Here is a 17,918-nt window from a genome sequence, read left to right as displayed (position 1 = left end):
GCCTTTCTGTCAGCTGATATAGCCCCATACCGGACTGTTTATGCTTTTATTGATTTCCATGGTGAAATTGACCACCCCTTCAAAACCGGCTAAGGGAAACTTTCTCTCATGATTGTGATCACAGAATGCGATTCCCAGCTTATAGGCAAGAGGTCTTTCCTTGACGCCTCCGACCAGAATATCCGCCCCCTTTTCTTTCATAAAGGTTTCTAACTCTGCCGGATTGGCATCGTCTAAAATTACAGTATCGGATTTCACCAGACTCTCAATCACTTCATAATCTTCTTTTTTCCCTGTCTGGGTTCCCACCACCACCGTTTCCATCCCCATTGCCTGAAACTGGCGTATGAGGGAAATTGCTTTAAATCCGCCCCCTACGTAGATAGCAGCCTTTTTCCCCTCCAGGTTTTTCCGGTAACGGCCTAAGAAATTTTCCAGCTCCTCTGCTTTCCTCCTGCAAAATTCCACCGCTTTTCTTCTTGCCAGTTCATTTTGGAGCGCCTCTGCTGTCCTGATTAAGGAATTGGTAGTGTCTTCGATTCCGAAGAAACTGACCTTGATAAAGGGAATGCCAAATTCCTCCTCCATTCGGTTTGCCAGATAGGTACTGGAGCCTGCGCACTGGACTATATTTAAAGCAGCCTTCGGCGCCTCAATCATATCCTCATAGCAGGTATCACCGGTAAAACCTGAGATCACATCAATGCCGATTTCCCTGAAATAATTCTTAATAATCCACATTTCCCCTGCCAGATTAAAATCCCCTAATATGTTAATGGCAGATCTTTTCTCTTCACTTTTATGAGGCAGAAGCACATTCATAATCGCATCACATGCCATCCGGTAGCCCGTGGATTTATTACCGGAAAAACCAGGAGACTTTACCGGAATCACTGGAATGTCATACTGCTCTGATTTCATCTTGCACAGAGCCTCCACATCGTCTCCGATTACCCCAACAATACAGGTGGCATAGATAAAGATCAGCTTCACATTATCTTCTTTCTCCATCAGCTCATCGACTGCTGCCTCTAGCTTTCTGATTCCTCCAAATATAATATCTGTTTCCTGCAAATCCGTGGAAAAGCTGTTTCTGTAAATATCCTCCCCACTGGTTAAAGATCCCCTGATATCCCAGGTATAGCTGGAACATCCGATGGGACCATGTACAATATGCCAGGCATCGGTAATGGGATTTAAAACAACTCTGGCTCCGCAGTATACACAGGCCCGCTGGGACACGGAACCGGATACACTGTTGCTGTCACATGAAATTCCACCCCCCATGCCGCTGCACCCGTCTTTTACAACAATGGAACTTTTCCTTGCGTCCAATATATTCCGGTTGCTGTTCTCCGTTTCCATAATCATACTCCTTTCAAAGACCCGCAAATTTAAACAGAAATAGGGAGGGGTGGCTCCCTCCCTGGTTCCATTTCATAATTGATTTACATGACTACATCGAAATCTTCGTCTGCCGCATCCCGGTCCTGCCGGTCCATCATGGCGTCTACAATCTTTTCTGTATACCGGATTGCACCTGCATATCCAACCGTGGCCTGTATGGGATTACCGTATCGGTCCAGTACAGGAAATCCCATACGTACCAGGGGAATATCTTCTGCCTTTGCAATCTGTTTTCCATAACTGGAGCCTAAAAGAAGATCTACAGACTCATTTTTAATCAGCTGATGAAGATAAAACAAATCCGTATCTGCCTTTACCACATATTCGCTTTCATCTACACCATACTGATCCATCAGCTCTTTGATCTCTTTTTCCCAGTGCGCTTTTGGTGTACCGGTTATGATGTATTTGGGGCTCATCCCCAGTTCCAGACATAAGGCGGTGAAGCCATACACAATATCAGGATCTCCATAGATGGCGGCTTTCTTCTTATATACATACTGGTGGGAATCCAGCATTAAATCCACCAGTCTGCCCCGCTCATCCTCCAGTTCTTTCGGAACTTCTTTCTTTGTAAACTTCTGAAGTTCCAATATGTACTGATCAGTCAGCTTGACGCCGACCGGAACTGGAATATTGGAGAAAGGAACTTTATATTCCTTTTTTAAATACTCCGACGGTTCCAGAGAACAGTAGATCCCCATGGAGATCAGCTTTTCACAATCTCCCAGTGCCCCAATATCTTTGGCCTTGGTTCCTGCATTTTCATGAAAATACTCACTCTTTCCATCCATCGGGTGATCCAGTATCCCCTCATGATCAGGAAAATAAATATATTCTGCGCCCATTAACCCTGCAATCTTCTTTAACTCCCTGTCATCTCCGGGATTGACCCAGCCTGGAAAGATGGCTACTTTTCCATTGGGGGTCCCGGTTTTCTTGGTCATATACCGCATGAAGCCAATCATCATGTTGGAGAATCCCTGAATATGGGAGCCTTCGTAGGAAGGGGTACTGGCATAAAGAACGGTTTTCCCTTCCGGCACTTCCATATCCATAATATAGGAACCAACGTCATCACCAATGGTTTCAGAAAGACAGGTGGTATGGATTGCCATAATATCCGGTTTATAAATGTCAAACACATTCTTCACTGCTGTGGTGATATTGCTGCGTCCTCCGAATACAGAGGCACCCTCTGTAAAGGAGCTTGAGGAAGCAATGGCAGGCTCTTTAAAATGCCGGCTCAGCACCGTTCTGTGATAGGAACAGCACCCCTGTGATCCATGGGAATGAGGCATACACTTTTCGGCACCCAGTGCGCAGAACATGGCGCCTACGGGCTCACAGGTTTTACAGGGATTGATGGTCATGTGGCGGTTTTCCATTATTTCTTTTGGTGTTAATTCAAGCATCAGCCTGCACCTCCTAACGTTCCTTCTAACATTGGCATGGTCTTCCACGGCGGCTTCACCAGCGACCAGGCGTTGGTATAAAGACTCATGGTTACATCTCTTCCAAAATTTACTGCGCCCCGAAAGCCTGCATAGGGTCCGGAGTAATCATAGGAATGCATCTGGCGGGACACGACCCCTCCATGCTGTATGGCGTATTTATCTTTGATTCCGGAAAAGAAAATGTCTGGTTTATACTCTTCAATCAGCTGGTCGGTTTCAAACATGTTGTAATCGTCCACTACCATATAGCCTTCCTTCATATCTTTTATCATTCCGTTGTAAGTATCCAGCTCCACCCCCTGGTTTCGCAGACTGGTCAACTCTTCCACAGAGTATCTGTCATCATATCCAACCGCTCTCTCCACTGATATCTCTTCAATGTTTTTAGAATCTGCATCTGCTTTAATCTGGGGTATGACATCCCGCCCTTCATAATCATCCCGGTGGGCAAATTCATAACCGGCAATGGTGGTTTCCATACCAAAATCCCTTAAAAGCATCTGGTAGTGATGGGAACGGGAGCCGCCTACAAAGATTCCGGCTGTTTTTCCCTTTAATTTGGACTTGTAATACTCCATATCCTCATTAATTTCTGCCAGTTCCTCTGCAATCACTTCCTCTGTCCGCTTTGTAAGCTCCGGATCGTTAAAATATTTAGCCATCATACGCAGTGATTTGGAGGTGGCCCCTACTCCAATGAAATTCACTTTCAGCCAGTCAACTCCATATTTTGTTTTCATCATCTCCGCTATGTAATTAATGGACCGGTGGCACATGACAAGATTTAAATCTGCCAGATGGGAATTTTTTAAGGTTTCATAGGAACCGTCTCCGGTAAATACAGAAACTACTTCGTATCCGATTTTCTTTAAGATCCGCTCCTGCTCCCATCCATCACCTCCGATGTTGTATTCCCCCAGGATATTGACGCTGTATTTTCCCTTTGGCGCCTCTTCCCCTTTTCCGATTACATAGCGCATCAGTCCGTTGTTGGCAATGTGATGACCGGCTGACTGGGAAACTCCCTTATAGCCTTCGCAGGAATATCCAATGGCTGTAATGCCGTATTTTTCCTCCACTCTTCTTGCCACCGCCTGCACGTCATCACCAATCAGACCAATGGGGCAGGTGGAGCAGATGAAAATGCATTTGGGATGGAACAGCTCCATGATCTCATCGATTCCCTCTTCCAGCTTCTTTTCACCTCCAAATACAATATCTGATGCCCTCATATCTGTACAAAAGGAATATGGAACAAAGTTAGGTTCGCCTTCATAGGAAGGTTTTGCCTTATTCCTTCTGGTTCCCCAGGAATAGAAGGCACAGCCAATGGGACCGTGTGTGATAACCACAGAATCTTTGACAGGTCCTACCACAACGCCTTTGCAGCCTGCATAGCAGCAGCCTCTTGCTGTAATAATCCCTGGTATTGCCCTGGTATTTGCTGTAATCTCATCCCCATTTTCTCCGAATTCCAGCTGGGTGATATGACTTTTTCTATTTTTAAATACTCTGGATGAATATTTATCCAGTAATAAATCTCGTTCCTTTGACATCTCCCTCACCTCCTGTCAATAAGCCTCAATTGTGCTTTCTCCGCTTCTGACGGTATAAGCTTCATAAATGGGAAGCACAAATATTTTTCCGTCACCGGGATTTCCTGTCTGGTTTGTCTTTATCAGGATATCCACCACACCCTTCACCTGGGGATCTTCTACAATCAACGTAATCAGCCGTTTTGGAATCCATCGGAATGATTCTGTTAAATATTCTCCTTTTGGAGACATGGGAAGCTCTCCTGTTTCCAGAACCAGGGACAAAAGCTCCGGATCAATCCGCTTCTTTCCTCTTCCTAATACCGGTCTGCAGGTAAATGCAGGAAATCCGCCTTCTGCAAGCGCCTTCTTTGTAGGGTTTATTTTGTTCACCCGGATAAATGCCATTACTTCTTTCATAGCAATCGTTCCTCCTAAAGTCCCTGCTTTCCTGTGCTGATGGTGTAGGCATCTTCTACGGGAGATACAAAGATACGTCCGTCTCCATAATTGCCTTCCCCTGTTCTGGCAGTTCTCATAATCACCTTAACCAGATCATCCTTGTCTTCGTCACTGCAGAAAAACAACAGCATTTCTTTTGGAATTTCATCGTAATGAACATCCCCTACCGTAATTCCCTTTTGTTTGCCCCGTCCATATACATCCATCTTGGTCACTGCCTGAAATCCAGCTTCTGATGCTTCCTTCATGACATAATCTGCTTTTTCCGGCCTGATAATCGCTCTCACCAATAACATAATATTTTCTCCTCTCCTGACCCCTTAGTCCATAACTCCGTACTGCATTAAAATTTCTTCCAGTTCATCAATCTTCATAGGATTGGGAATGACGAACATTTCATTGGAATCCACTTTTCTTGCCAGAGTACGGTATTCATCTGCCTGTGGCTCCTCAGGAGAAAAATCGATTACAGTCCTTTTTCTGATCTCAGCCCTCTGCACCGCATTGTCACGAGGTACAAAATGAATCATCTGTGTTCCGATCTTCGCTGCTACGGCTTCTACAAGATCCTGTTCCTTATCAACCTTTCTGGAGTTGCAGATCAGACCTCCAAGCCTGACGCCACCGGTCTTTGCGTACTTGGTGATACCTTTGGAAATGTTATTTGCCGCATATAGCGCCATCATCTCGCCGGAGCATACAATATAAATTTCCTGTGCCTTCCCTTCCCGGATGGGCATTGCAAAACCTCCGCATACTACATCACCAAGAACGTCATAGAATACATAATCCAGATCGTCGGTATAGGCTCCCAGCTGCTCCAACAGATTAATGGAAGTGATAATGCCCCGGCCTGCACAGCCAACTCCTGGCTCCGGTCCGCCGGATTCCACTCCTTTAATTTTGCCGTAACCTTCTTTTAACACTGCCTCCAGCTCGATATCATCGCCTTCATCCCGAAGGGTATCCAGTACCGTCTTCTGTGCCAGACCTCCTAAAACCAGTCTGGTGGAGTCTGCTTTCGGGTCGCACCCAACAATCATAATGTGCTTGCCCATCTCTGCCAGACCTGCTGTTAAGTTCTGAGTCGTTGTAGATTTACCGATACCGCCTTTTCCATAGATAGCAACCTGTCTCATAACCAATTCCTCCTTACATAAAAGAAGAGGCGGAAGGCAGATCTATTGCAGATCCTGCCATTCCACCTCTTTGTGAATAGAAAATGAAAAAGTAACCCTGAAGTTTTGTCGACGACTTAGGTTGCTATCACTATATATGTTTTCACCATTGAATTCAATACACCACAATGCACAAATATAAATCTTAAAATTAATTATTTACAGTATTTTATACAAACCAATGCTTGTTATCTAAAAATTATTCCATCTAAAAAAATAACAGCCCGCCTGGACTGCCGCTGTGATAAAAGAAAAGGAGCCGTATCACAGGCCCCTTCCGTCTTATGAATCAATTCCTACCATAACAGAAGTTGCCTTTATAATAGCATATGCATCTGACCCAACTTCCAGCTTTAAATCCTTTACTGATGCCATGGAAATCGTGGCGGATATAAAATTACCTCCTCCGATGTCTATGGTTACGATTGCATTTACTGAGCCGGACTCAATCTCTACAACCTTTCCTTTTAACTGATTTCTGGCACTTATTTTCATATGATCAGCCTTCCTCTCAATCCGGTTATTTTTATTCATAATAAATATTGTCCCTGCTTTTGTCAATCTAATTCAAAAATACCTAATAAAATTAAGACAAAAGTAACAGATCTTCCTTTGGGAATTTTAAATATAATGGGATTGTCTCCTTTTCTTCCGCTTCATATTCTTTCTTTTCCCTGATCCACCAGATTTTGGAAGATGACAACCTGGAAGCATTCTGAACTAAATATTGCCGCTGAAAGGTTGTATGGGCACTTCCTGCAAGAGAGATTTTCATTGTGTTCTCTTCCTCAGGATTGGCAGCCGGCACCAGATTATGACCTCTGATTCCAATGTAGCAAATGGAGTCTTCAATTGGTTCGGCTGTCTTCAGTTTTATCCCCCAATCCAGCGCATATAGTTCATATTCGCTGATCCGTTCTATGGGAGAAATATTTTTGCAGCCAGTCAGTCTTGCCGCTTCTACTCTTAAAGGTTTCCTAAAAATTTCTTTTGTAAGCCCCTTTACAACGCTTTCTCCATTGGACAGCAGGATCATATGGTCACAGAACCGGTAGATCTCGTCTCTGGAATGAGAAACAAACAGCACATCACCACTGAATTCTTTTAACAGTTCCAGCATCTCCAGTTGGAGAGTATCCTTTAGAAATCCGTCCAAAGCAGAAAAGGGCTCATCTAACAGAATCATTTCCGGCTTGCATAAAAGCATGCGTGCCAGCGCCACCCGCTGCTGCTGACCTCCAGATAACTGGGAGGGAAGGCGCTTTTCCAGTCCCTGCAGCTGAAAACGCTGGATCTGTTCCAAAACCTGAACCCGCTTTTCCTTATCCCTGCCTGTCAGGGAAATACTTAAGTTTTCCTCCACTGTCATGGTGGGAAACAAGGCGTAATTCTGAAACAAATACCCCACATGGCGTTCCCTTGCCGGCAGATTAATTCCTTTTTCGGAATCAAAAAGCACGTTTCCATTGTGAACGATTTTTCCGCTGTCCGGTTTTTCAATGCCTGCCACACACTTTAAAGTCATGCTTTTTCCGCATCCGGAAGCCCCTAATATTCCCATGCATCCTCTGTCGGTTTTAAATTCCGCATCCAGTTTAAAACCATGGAAATTTTTTACGATCCTCGCTTCCAGCATATCAGACCCACCCGCTTCCATTTATCCTGTTTTTTCCTGATATTACATTCATTGCTGCCACAATAAAAAACGATAAAAGGACAATGACCAGTACCCAGAATCCTGCCGTGTCCCAGTTTCCAGCAGTCACTTCCGTAGCAATGGCTACGGATACCGTTCTGGTTTTACCCAGAATATTTCCCGCCAGCATGGTAGTTGCACCATACTCTCCAATGGCTCTTGCAAAAGAAAGTACGGTACCGGAAGCCAGTCCCGGAGCAGCAATTGGTACCACAATCTTCCAGAAAATTTTACGTTCCGACAGTCCTAACGTTCTTCCTGCCTGAATCATGGTTACGTCTACCTGTTCAAATGCGGCTCTGGCATTGCGGTACATAAGGGGAAAGGCTATGACAAATGCTGCCATAACGCATCCCGGCCAGGTCTGCACCAGCTTGATATCAAAATTTTCCAGAAGATATCTTCCAAAGGGTCTTCTCAGGCTGAAAATCAAAAGGAGAAAAAAGCCTGCTACCGTTGGAGGCAGCACAAGGGGGAGTGTAAGAATTCCATCCACAATGGCTTTTGTCGTATTATTCAGCTTCATAATCTGCCTGGCTGCACCAATTCCTAAAAAGAAGGTCAGTACAGTGGCTACAATTCCTGTTTTTAATGACAGATAGAAAGGACTCCAGTCGATGGTTCTAAGTATCTCCCCCAATGCATTCACCTCCTTCATACGGTCTTTTATTCTGTATATTTGTTAAACCCTGCATCTGTAAAGAGCTTCATTACACTCTCATCACTGGTCAAATATTTCTTAAATTCTGCTGCTGCCTTTTTCTGATCCTCACTGGCTTCCTTGTCCTTAATCAGACCCACCGGATAGACAGCGGGATCAATCTTAGTTTTATCCGCCTCTGCTATAATCTCAACTTTATCCGGCATGGAAGCGGCATCTGTTGCATAAACCACACCTACCTCGTTACTGCCTTCTGCAACTGCGGTTAAAACTGCGGTGACATTGGCACCTTCGTTGATCTCCATTTTCATGACCTGATCCAGTATTCCCATATTGGTAAAGAGTTTTCTGGCATACTGTCCCACCGGTACATCTTCTCCTGCAAGTGCAAGACTGGAAGCCGCCGTGATATTCTCAAATCCGGTTACTGCCGTCTTTTCCCCCTTCGGCTTAATAAGCACAACCTTGTTTACAAGAAGGTTCGTATCGGTCCCCTCTTCTACCAATCCACCTTCCTTTAAAGCATTCATCTGCTTGGGCGCTGCTGAAAAGAAAATATCGCACTGGGCGCCCTCCTCAATCTGTTTTTGAAGAGTACCCGAACTGTCTGCATTGTAAATGATAGTTACTCCGGGGTGTTCACTTTCATAATTCTCCTTAATCTTTTCCATGGTGTTTTTCAGACTTGCTGCAATAAACACATATACATCAACCGGCTTTGTTTCCTCTGCCTTTGCAGTCTGAACAGCGGTTGTTGTCTCCTGGGCAGGTTTTGATGTCTCAGTTTGTGCTGATGCAGCCTGGGTGGCAGGAACCGCTTTTACCCCCGCCAGACCACAGCCTGAAAGCAATCCGCCAGCCAGTGATACCGCCATCATAATTTGCAGTAATCTTTTTCTTTTTTTCATCTTTTTTCCTCCTCTTTTTAGTTGATTCATTATTGTTCCGTTTTGTTCTGTTTTGTTGCGTTTTGTAAGTATTTGTTTATTTTAAATGATACACAATTAAAAGTCAATATCCCTATATGTTCCGATTATTTCTTATTTTTCTTCAATAATTAATGAATTTATTTCAACATATTAGTCCTCACCTTTGATTGACAAAAAATAAACCTTGTTATACCATAAATAATTATGAGACAGGGGAAAGAGGATATCACATGGAAAAAATATACAGACCCCAGGAAGTGGCGGATCAGCTAAAAATCAAAAAAACGACCGTATATGAATTAATTAAGCGGGGAGAATTAAAGTCCGCAAAGGTGGGGAAGCAGATCCGCATCAGCCAGGATCAGCTTGATGAGTATCTCACCAGAACAAACCAGAAGAAAGAGGCGGCCGGATTTACCAATGTTCTGCCTCCCGTTATGGATATCCCCCGTTTTTCAGCCGATCAGGCCAGCAGACAGATGGATTATCTTCTTCATACAAACGGGCTTATTATTAACAGTCAGGAATCCAGGACAGTAGAACTGCTTCGCAGTCTGTTAAGTCAGAGAGATAACAGCCTGCCGCTCCTTCATTCTTATATGAACGATTACAACAGTCTTTATTCGCTTTATTATGAGAAGACCCATATGGCACTGACCTGTTTTTGCTTTGAACAGTTTGAAGAACGGATCAGCCAGATCAGCCATTTCCTTCCTGGGAAAGAAGCTGCGGTCATCCATATCTGCACATTAAAAACTGGCTTTTATGTAAAAGAAGGAAATCCGGATCATATAAGCAGCCCAAAGGATTTATGCCGCCCTGAAATTAAATTTTTAAACCGGGAAAAGGGAAATGGTCTGCGGATTTATTTAGACCGGATACTGACAGAGAAAAAAATAGACAGGTTCCTTATTAAGGGTTACGCAGATGAAAGCCTGTCTCACATGTCATCTGCCAATGCGGTTGCTTCCGGGCTTGCTGATGTCAGTATGGGGGATCTCTCCCATCTGGCTGCATATCCCCATATGGATTTTATCCCGTTCAAAGAGGCCTCCATGGATCTGGTCATACTTAAATCTGCCATGGAACAGCCAGCCTTTACGGCTCTCCTGGAAACAATCCGCTCTAGGGAATTTAAAAACAGTCTCCTGCATTTTAACGGTTATGAAACCATACACACAGGAGACGTCAGTTTTACCACACCTTAATTGTTTTTAATCATTTTTAAATGGGAAATTACAAAAAGTACGCCGCCCACCATACACAACAGGCTGCCCCAAAGCATGGCATAGGTAAGGTCAGCGGCGGCAGCCTTCCCAAATATGAGATTGGTTCCCGTCCCGCATGCCTCCCCAATCACTGCATAGATACTAAGTACGGTAGCCCGGTCTGTAGAAGTAACCCGGCAGTTTTGCAGCCTGGCCTTTAATGGTCCGAACAGAGAAGACGCAAGTCTTAAAATAATGATGCTGAGGACGGAAAGCAATCCACTTTTAGTCTGGAAAAGAACCAGGCAGGACATTCCCCCGCCTAAAAACAGGGCAATGGTAAAAGGAAGAATCCCCATTTTTTTATTCAGCCGGCAGGACCACATACCTCCTGCAATTCCTGACAATGTGACCATAATAAAAACATAGCCCATTGTCTTTGGCTCCATCCCGCATTTCACATACTGCAGCTGGTTTAAAAAGACAGTGATCGTCTGATTTGTCTCCTCAAGCAGTGTAATTCCCACCATGCCAAGAAGGAAATACCGGTCTTTTACCACGTCAAGAAAGGTGTGAAAAAAATGCATGCTGCTTTTTTTCTCTTTCTCCGGCTCTTTTACTTCTTTTAATCCAAAGACAAGAACGGCTGCCACTCCATATGCTGCCATGGTAAAAAAACCTGCCAGCCTGTAATTATCCCCAATAAAAACAGAATAAGAAAGAGAAGCCAAAAGCAACCCCGCCATTCCTAAGGACTGGTAAATGCCAAATACCTGCTGGCTTTCTTCCTCCCGGCAGGAAAAATAGAGAATGCTTAAATCACATCCTGACATTCCTGCCATCACCACACTGAGCAGCAATCGCTCCAGTAAAAACAAACCAAACCCGTCCGCTTTCCAGAAAACCACCTTGGAAATAAAATAGATTCCGCAGGTGATAATCATGGTCTTTCTATATCCGATCCGGTCCGCGACCAGTCCCCAGGGCATCTCAAGAGCAATACAGAGAGCAAGAGAAATGCTTTCGATTACTGTAATCTGAAATACGCTGACACCTGCTGCCTGTCTGTAGAGAGTGGCCACAGGTCCATAAAATACCAGTCCCTGTAGAAAGGAAAGGGCATAAAGCAAATATATATTTTTTTTATCTTTCATATTTTCTCCAATGATCCGTATTTACAAAATAACAGGTACCAAAAATAAGCTCTGTTTTCACAGTGCTTTTTTAATACCAATCTTCTATAAATTTTTTCTACGTGGGATCATATAATGAGAAAATAGATAATGGCATAAATCTGCCCTCCGAATTTCGTAGTGAATTACTTTGTCACTATATCATGAAAACGGATGCATGTAAAGAAGAGACAAACTATTAGTAACAATTGACAGTAAGATTCAATAGGAGTAAGATAAATTTTGTTGATCTTATATAATTCTTATATAATTAAAAGGAGGGGTTTGTATGGATTACAGCTTTTTGTTAAATCTCACAATTATTCTTTTAAGCACTAAGGTTTTAGGTCTTGTAACGCGGAAGTTTCACATGCCGCAGGTAGTAGGAGCACTGTTAGCGGGGGTAATTCTTGGTCCTGCCATGCTGGGCACACTCCATGAAACCGAATTCCTTGACAAACTGGCGGAAATTGGTGTGATTGTCCTCATGTTTTGCGCTGGTCTGGAGACAGATACCGCAGAATTAAAAAAGAGTGGTAAATCAGCATTTATAATCGCACTGATCGGTGTCATCGTACCTTTATTCGGCGGCTTTGCTGTTGCTTCTTTCTTTAACCGCCCTGGTGTGATTTCTTCCGATGCTACCTGCTCTTTGTTTCTTCAGAATATGTTCATCGGAGTCATTCTGACTGCAACCTCCGTAAGCATAACAGCGGAAACCTTAAAAGAAATCGGTAAGATAAAGACCCATTCCGGCAACGCTATTCTGGGGGCCGCCATCATTGATGATGTACTGGGAATTATCGCACTAACCATCATTACCAGCACCACCGACCCCAATGTCAATCTGTTTGCCGTCTTATTAAAAATCGCCGCATTCTTTGTCTTTTCTGCCATTGGCGGCATTTTGATCTATAAAGCATATTCCCGTTGGAGCAACGACGCGGAACGTGGCCTGCAACGCCATGCAATCGCTGCTTTTTGTCTCTGTCTTCTCATGTCTTACATCGCAGAACACTTTTTCGGCGTGGCCGATATTACAGGAGCCTACATAGCCGGAGTTATCATATCCAACACCCAGAAATCCCAGTTCCTGACCTCTAAATTTGACACCCTGTCCTATCTTCTGCTTTCACCGGTATTTTTTGCAAGCATTGGTCTTAAGGTGGAACTCCCGTCCATGACTCCAGCAATTATTCTTTTTGCATTTCTTTTAACACTTACTGCCATACTAACAAAAGTAATTGGCTGCGGAATCGGAGCCAAGATCTGCGGTTATAAAAATTATCAGAGCATTCGAATCGGGGTTGGAATGATTTCCAGAGGAGAAGTCGCTCTGATTGTTGCAGGAAAAGGACAGCAGCTTGGACTTCTCAGCGGTGATTTTCTGGGACCAGTGGTTCTTGTTGTCATTATTACCACAATAATCACACCAATCGTGTTAAAACCGGTCTTTCGCATTGGTCCTTCTGTGCCCTTTACAGAAACCAGACTGGGAGAAAGTTACGAAGAAGTTTCCAAATACAGGTAATTGTTAACGAAGCTCTAACAAAATTATAGTTGCACTCGCAACTATTTTTGTGTTACACTTAATATAATCGAATAGAGTCAGAGTTGCAAAGGCATGAATTTTGCTTCTTCTCAGCTTTTGCACCACTGACTCAAAAAAAACGGACAACAGGAGGTATTCGCTTGAATCAAAAACTAAAGGAAAAAATTATTGAATCCCTTTCATCTGTACTGCCCGTTACATGCATTGTGCTGATTTTGTGTATAACCATTACACCTATGCCGCTTGATCCGCTGATGCTGTTTCTGGTAGGTGCAACCTTACTCATTGTCGGAATGGGCTTTTTTACACTTGGCGTAGATATGTCCATGATGATTATCGGGGAGAAAGTAGGAAACCATCTGGCAAAATCAAAAAAATTACCTATTATTGTTTTTGCCTGCTTCATCATTGGTTTTATCATTACCATTGCTGAACCAGATCTTCAGGTTCTGGCTGGTCAGACCCCTGCAGTACCGGATATGGTGCTGATTCTCTCAGTCGCAGCCGGTGTGGGAATCTTCCTCGCCCTGGCATTTTTAAGAACTCTGCTGGGTTGGAATTTATCCAAGCTTCTTCTGATCTGCTATGGAGTACTCTTTGTTACCGCAATTTTTGTTCCAAAAGATTTTCTGGCTGTGGCTTTTGACTCCGGTGGTGTAACAACCGGACCTATTACCGTTCCATTTATCATGGCTCTTGGCGTGGGTCTTTCCTCTGTTGGAAGGAGTAAGAATTCAGGCAGCGACAGCTTTGGTCTTGTGGCCCTCTGCTCTGTAGGACCGATTCTTTCAGTCATGATTCTGGGGTTACTCTATGGCTCCTCTTCCAGCAGCTATGAACCCACGGTAATTCCTGCCTTCACCAATTCACAGGATCTGTGGCTGGCTTTTCAACATGAATTTCCGGTTTATGCAAAGGAAGTTTTTCTGGCTTTGTTTCCCATTCTTTTATTTTTTATAGTTTTCCAGATATTTTTCTTAAAACTCAGACAAAGACAGATCATTAAAATACTGATGGGAATGCTGTACTCCTACATTGGACTCACACTGTTTTTAACTGGTGTCAATGTTGGATTCATGCCTGCCGGCAATTATCTTGGAAAACAGCTGGCTTCTCTACCCTTTAATTGGATTATGATTCCAATCGGCATGCTGATTGGTTACTATATTGTAAAAGCAGAACCAGCTGTTTTAGTATTAAATAAACAGGTAGAAGATATAACAGGAGGCGCCATTTCAGAAAAAACCATGATGACAGGATTATCGGTAGGTATGTCTGTTTCTTTGGGATTATCTGTCATTAGGATATTAACGGGCCTCCCCCTTCTTGCACTTTTGATCCCCGGATATGCGCTGGCACTGGGTCTTTCCTTTGTTGTACCGCCCATTTTTACATCAATCGCTTTTGACTCCGGTGGTGTGGCTTCCGGTCCCATGACGGCTACCTTCCTGCTTCCCTTTGCAATGGGCGCATGTGAAGCAGTGGGCGGTAACATAGTGACCGATGCCTTTGGAATCGTTGCCATGGTGGCCATGACACCCTTAATCACCATTCAGCTGATCGGTGTGATTTACCATTTTAAAACGAAGAAATCCAGTTCTCTTGCAGGAGTCGCCTCAATTGATATGGAACTGGAATTTATTGAATTAGGAAAGGATGAAGCAGATGACTTCCAATCATAAAGTTTACTGGATTACGGTTATTGTTGACCGTGGAAAAGGCGAAAAAGCTGCTTCCGTTTTCAAAGAATACCATCAGGAACTGCTGCTTAACGTCAGAGGACATGGAACAGCCAGTTCTGCAATTAAAGATTGCCTGGGGCTTGATGAGCCGGAAAAGGACCTGGTAATCGGAGCGGTTGATCAGTCAGCCTCCCAAAGCCTGATATCCGCGCTTCATAAAAAACTGGAGCTGGATAACCCTGGATACGGTATCGTATTCACCATCTCTCTGTCAGGAATCAGTGCCGCGGCTTCAAACCTGCTTAACTCCGGCATTGCAGGCAATGAGAACCATTTATCTACAGATTATCACAAGGAGGATCATCCTATGTCAGATACGAACGCGTATGAATTAATTGCATCCGTCATAAATACAGACCTTTCAAACCCTATTATGGAATCTGCACGAAATGCAGGCTGTAAAGGCGGCACACTAATAAAAGCAAGAGAACTGGGCGGAGATTCTACCAGCAAACTGTTTGGTATGACCGTCTCAAATGAAAAAGAAATTCTTCTGATGCTGGTACCTAAAGCAGATAAACAGGCAATATTAAAATCCATCTGTGAAACCGTATTAAAAGAAACAGGAGAACATGCAATTGCATTCTCTCTTCCAGTGAATGATGTGGCTGGTTTAAGCACACTTATGAAATAATCAGCCTCTGCTTTCTTGACACTGTGGCTCTAAACTCTTATAATATATGTATTACAGTTGTAAGAACAGGAGAATGAGTATGAGCCACCTTCCGCAAATTTCTGAGGCAGAATATGAAGTGATGAAGGTACTTTGGAGGTATGCTCCAATTAACACCAACGAGGTAACTGAAAAGCTAATCCAGACAACCGACTGGAATCCCAAGACGATTCACACCCTGTTAAAGAGACTGGTTCAAAAGGGGGCTGCTACCTACACCAAGGAAAGCCGTGTTTTTATTTATACTCCTCTTATTAAAGAGGACGACTATCTGAAGAAGGAAAACAGCCACTTTTTAAACCGGTTCTATAACGGCAGCATATCCGGTATGGTAACAAACTACATGAACAGCAATCATATATCCAGCGAGGACTTAGACGAGCTGAAAAAGCTTCTTTTTAAGGAACATGAGGAGGAAACATAATATGCTTCATTCCCTTATGATCCGTCTTATGTTAAACAGCGTTGTGATAATTCTGTCATTCGGAATAATCCAGCTGATAAAAGAATTATTTAAAAACCATCTTACCTGGAAAGCCCAATACAGAATCTGGTATTACCTGTTGCTTGTACTGATCTTTCCTTTTCTCCCCTCCTCCATGATCCATGCAGGGCTTCGTTTATTAAGCCTTTCTGGAGGCAGTGTCTCGCCTGTCAAAGTAATGACTCCCACTATTGCCAATGATGCCGGTATTTCCAGCTTTATACAAGACTTCTCCATATCCGTCAGCCGAAGCCGTATTTTTCAACTTCCTGCTTTTCTGCCTTATGTATGGGGACTGGGAATTGGTATTATGTCAATCCTTAATCTTTTTTCCGACATTAAAATCAGACGAATCAGACAGGCCAGCCTCCCTCTCCAAAACAGGCGGATCAGAGAATTGTTCGACTGCTGCCTCCGTGAAATGAATATAAAAAAGAAAATTTCCCTTTACAGCAGTGCATATTTAAGTTCTCCCATGGCTGTGGGTTTAGTAAAACCTATAATTATACTCCCCATCCATATGCTTTCAGAATTTACAGAAGAAGAGATTCGCTTTATTCTTCTTCACGAACTGACCCATATTAAACACAGAGATCTTTTTCTTAACCGTTTCCTGGCTCTTATGCAGACACTGTACTGGTATCATCCAGTCGTCTGGATTGGATTAAGAGAGATGAGGAAGGACCAGGAAGTTAGTTGTGATCTGTCCGTTTTATCCATGTTAGAAGAAAACAGCTATCTGGATTATGGAAAAACCCTGATTCGTTTTGCAGAAACTATAGTGAGGCGGCTTTCCTTTGCCTCCCAAATCGCAGGCTCTGAAAAAGAGATCAGGAGGAGAATCCGCTGCATTGCTTCTTACCGCAAAGAATCCAGATGGAAACAATTAAAAAGCCGGTTTTTACTCTCCGTGACCAGTCTGGTGCTGCTGGCTTTTATACCTGTCATGTCTGTCAATGCATCCAGCGGTTCTTTTTACTCTTTTTATCCTGAACATATGAAACAGCTGGATTTAGGCTCTTGTTTTTACGGTTATGAAGGGAGTTTTGTTCTTTACGGAGTCAATTCCCATCAATATTATATTTATAATCAGAAAGCTGGAATAACCAGGATTTCCCCTGACTCCACCTACAAGATATACAGCGCGCTGTGCGCACTGGAACAGGGAGTGATTACTCCTGGCTCCTCTTATATTAAATGGGACGGATCTGTATTCCCCTTTGAAGCCTGGAATCAGGATCAGAACCTGAATACTGCCATGAGCCGTTCTGTTAACTGGTATTTTAATGCTCTGGATAAGGAAAGCGGCATATCCGCATTAAAAAACTGCATTGGGCGACTGGAATATGGAAATCAGGATTTATCAGGAGGAATCGGCAGCTACTGGCTGGAGTCTTCGTTAAAAATCTCTCCGGTAGAACAGGTGAAGCTCTTAACCCGGCTTTGCCAGGGAACTCTCCCGTTTCAACCGGATCATATCAAAGCCGTTAAGGATTCCCTTTTTATTTCTGCCAGCCAGGGTGTTTCATTATACGGTAAAACGGGAACCGGCAATATAAACGGTCAGGATGTCAATGGCTGGTTTATCGGATTTGCACAGTCCAGGGATGAAACTTATGTGTTCTCCACCAACATTCAAAGCGACCAGTCTGCCAACGGACGCACTGCCGCAGCGATCACTCTGGACATTTTAGAGAACCAGAATATCTACAGACAGTAAAACAGAGCCTGAGACGGGAGAATCTCACCAGCCTCAGGCTCT

General features: G+C 43.6%; 17 protein-coding genes. 6 read left to right on the top strand and 11 right to left on the bottom strand.

Going from position 1 to position 17,918, the window contains the following annotated elements; translation table 11 throughout:
- Positions 1-9: 9 nt before the first annotated feature.
- The 10 genes from nifE to modA form a co-directional block, all read right to left on the bottom strand.
- Positions 10-1,365 (bottom strand): nitrogenase iron-molybdenum cofactor biosynthesis protein NifE, encoded by a 1,356-nt coding sequence (gene nifE, locus BXY41_RS03685; protein ID WP_104434799.1) that lies wholly within the window; start codon positions 1,363-1,365, stop codon positions 10-12.
- Between the two features lie 83 nt (positions 1,366-1,448).
- Positions 1,449-2,822, bottom strand: coding sequence for a nitrogenase component 1 (locus BXY41_RS03680; RefSeq protein WP_104434797.1), 1,374 nt, complete (start codon positions 2,820-2,822; stop codon positions 1,449-1,451).
- Entirely contained in the window at positions 2,822-4,420 is a 1,599-nt protein-coding gene (locus tag BXY41_RS03675; protein WP_104434795.1) for a nitrogenase component I subunit alpha, read from the bottom strand. The genes BXY41_RS03680 and BXY41_RS03675 overlap by 1 nt, the downstream gene beginning before the upstream one ends.
- A gap of 15 nt (positions 4,421-4,435) precedes the next feature.
- A complete protein-coding gene (locus BXY41_RS03670; protein WP_104434794.1) occupies positions 4,436-4,819 on the bottom strand; it encodes a P-II family nitrogen regulator in 384 nt (127 codons plus the stop codon).
- A 14-nt stretch (positions 4,820-4,833) separates the two neighbouring features.
- Positions 4,834-5,157, bottom strand: coding sequence for a P-II family nitrogen regulator (locus BXY41_RS03665; protein WP_104434793.1), 324 nt, complete (start codon positions 5,155-5,157; stop codon positions 4,834-4,836).
- A 24-nt stretch (positions 5,158-5,181) separates the two neighbouring features.
- A complete protein-coding gene (gene nifH / locus BXY41_RS03660) occupies positions 5,182-6,000 on the bottom strand; it encodes a nitrogenase iron protein (protein WP_104434792.1) in 819 nt (272 codons plus the stop codon).
- A 321-nt stretch (positions 6,001-6,321) separates the two neighbouring features.
- Positions 6,322-6,573, bottom strand: a complete 252-nt coding sequence (locus BXY41_RS03655) for a TOBE domain-containing protein (protein WP_432765494.1) — start codon at positions 6,571-6,573, stop codon at positions 6,322-6,324.
- 52 nt (positions 6,574-6,625) lie between these two features.
- Positions 6,626-7,675: a sulfate/molybdate ABC transporter ATP-binding protein gene (locus BXY41_RS03650; protein ID WP_104434791.1), complete on the bottom strand. Its 1,050-nt coding sequence runs from the start codon at positions 7,673-7,675 to the stop codon at positions 6,626-6,628.
- Between the two features lies 1 nt (position 7,676).
- The gene (modB, locus tag BXY41_RS03645) at positions 7,677-8,384 is read right to left on the bottom strand and encodes a molybdate ABC transporter permease subunit (protein WP_104435612.1); all 708 of its coding nucleotides are present in this window, start codon (positions 8,382-8,384) and stop codon (positions 7,677-7,679) included.
- A gap of 17 nt (positions 8,385-8,401) precedes the next feature.
- Positions 8,402-9,304 carry a molybdate ABC transporter substrate-binding protein gene (modA, locus tag BXY41_RS03640; RefSeq protein WP_104434790.1) on the bottom strand — a complete coding sequence of 301 codons (903 nt, stop codon included), beginning with the start codon at positions 9,302-9,304 and terminating at the stop codon, positions 8,402-8,404.
- Positions 9,305-9,555: 251 nt separating this feature from the next.
- Here modA and BXY41_RS03635 point away from each other — a divergent pair, with 251 nt between their 5' ends.
- A complete protein-coding gene (locus BXY41_RS03635) occupies positions 9,556-10,533 on the top strand; it encodes a substrate-binding domain-containing protein (RefSeq protein ID WP_104434789.1) in 978 nt (325 codons plus the stop codon).
- Here BXY41_RS03635 and BXY41_RS03630 read toward each other — a convergent pair.
- Positions 10,530-11,687 carry an MFS transporter gene (locus BXY41_RS03630; protein WP_104434788.1) on the bottom strand — a complete coding sequence of 386 codons (1,158 nt, stop codon included), beginning with the start codon at positions 11,685-11,687 and terminating at the stop codon, positions 10,530-10,532. The two genes, BXY41_RS03635 and BXY41_RS03630, sit on opposite strands and share 4 nt — an antisense overlap.
- A gap of 307 nt (positions 11,688-11,994) precedes the next feature.
- On the opposite strand from BXY41_RS03630, the gene BXY41_RS03625 reads away from it, so the two are divergent.
- The 5 genes from BXY41_RS03625 to BXY41_RS03605 all read left to right on the top strand — a co-directional run bounded on the left by BXY41_RS03625 (position 11,995) and on the right by BXY41_RS03605 (position 17,876).
- Entirely contained in the window at positions 11,995-13,236 is a 1,242-nt protein-coding gene (locus BXY41_RS03625; RefSeq protein ID WP_104434787.1) for a cation:proton antiporter, read from the top strand.
- A 161-nt stretch (positions 13,237-13,397) separates the two neighbouring features.
- The gene (locus BXY41_RS03620) at positions 13,398-14,939 is read left to right on the top strand and encodes a DUF1538 domain-containing protein (RefSeq protein ID WP_104434786.1); all 1,542 of its coding nucleotides are present in this window, start codon (positions 13,398-13,400) and stop codon (positions 14,937-14,939) included.
- The gene (locus tag BXY41_RS03615) at positions 14,923-15,633 is read left to right on the top strand and encodes a hypothetical protein (protein WP_104434785.1); all 711 of its coding nucleotides are present in this window, start codon (positions 14,923-14,925) and stop codon (positions 15,631-15,633) included. Before BXY41_RS03620 ends, BXY41_RS03615 begins: the two co-directional genes overlap by 17 nt.
- 79 nt (positions 15,634-15,712) lie before the next feature.
- Entirely contained in the window at positions 15,713-16,096 is a 384-nt protein-coding gene (locus tag BXY41_RS03610; protein ID WP_104434784.1) for a BlaI/MecI/CopY family transcriptional regulator, read from the top strand.
- Between the two features lies 1 nt (position 16,097).
- Positions 16,098-17,876 (top strand): BlaR1 family beta-lactam sensor/signal transducer, encoded by a 1,779-nt coding sequence (locus BXY41_RS03605; RefSeq protein ID WP_170072198.1) that lies wholly within the window; start codon positions 16,098-16,100, stop codon positions 17,874-17,876.
- Positions 17,877-17,918: the final 42 nt, after the last annotated feature.

Origin of the sequence: Lacrimispora xylanisolvens (genome assembly GCF_002934545.1) — a bacterium.
Classification (GTDB): Bacteria; Bacillota; Clostridia; order Lachnospirales; family Lachnospiraceae; genus Lacrimispora; species Lacrimispora xylanisolvens.
This window is presented reverse-complemented; position numbering and strand designations above follow the sequence as displayed.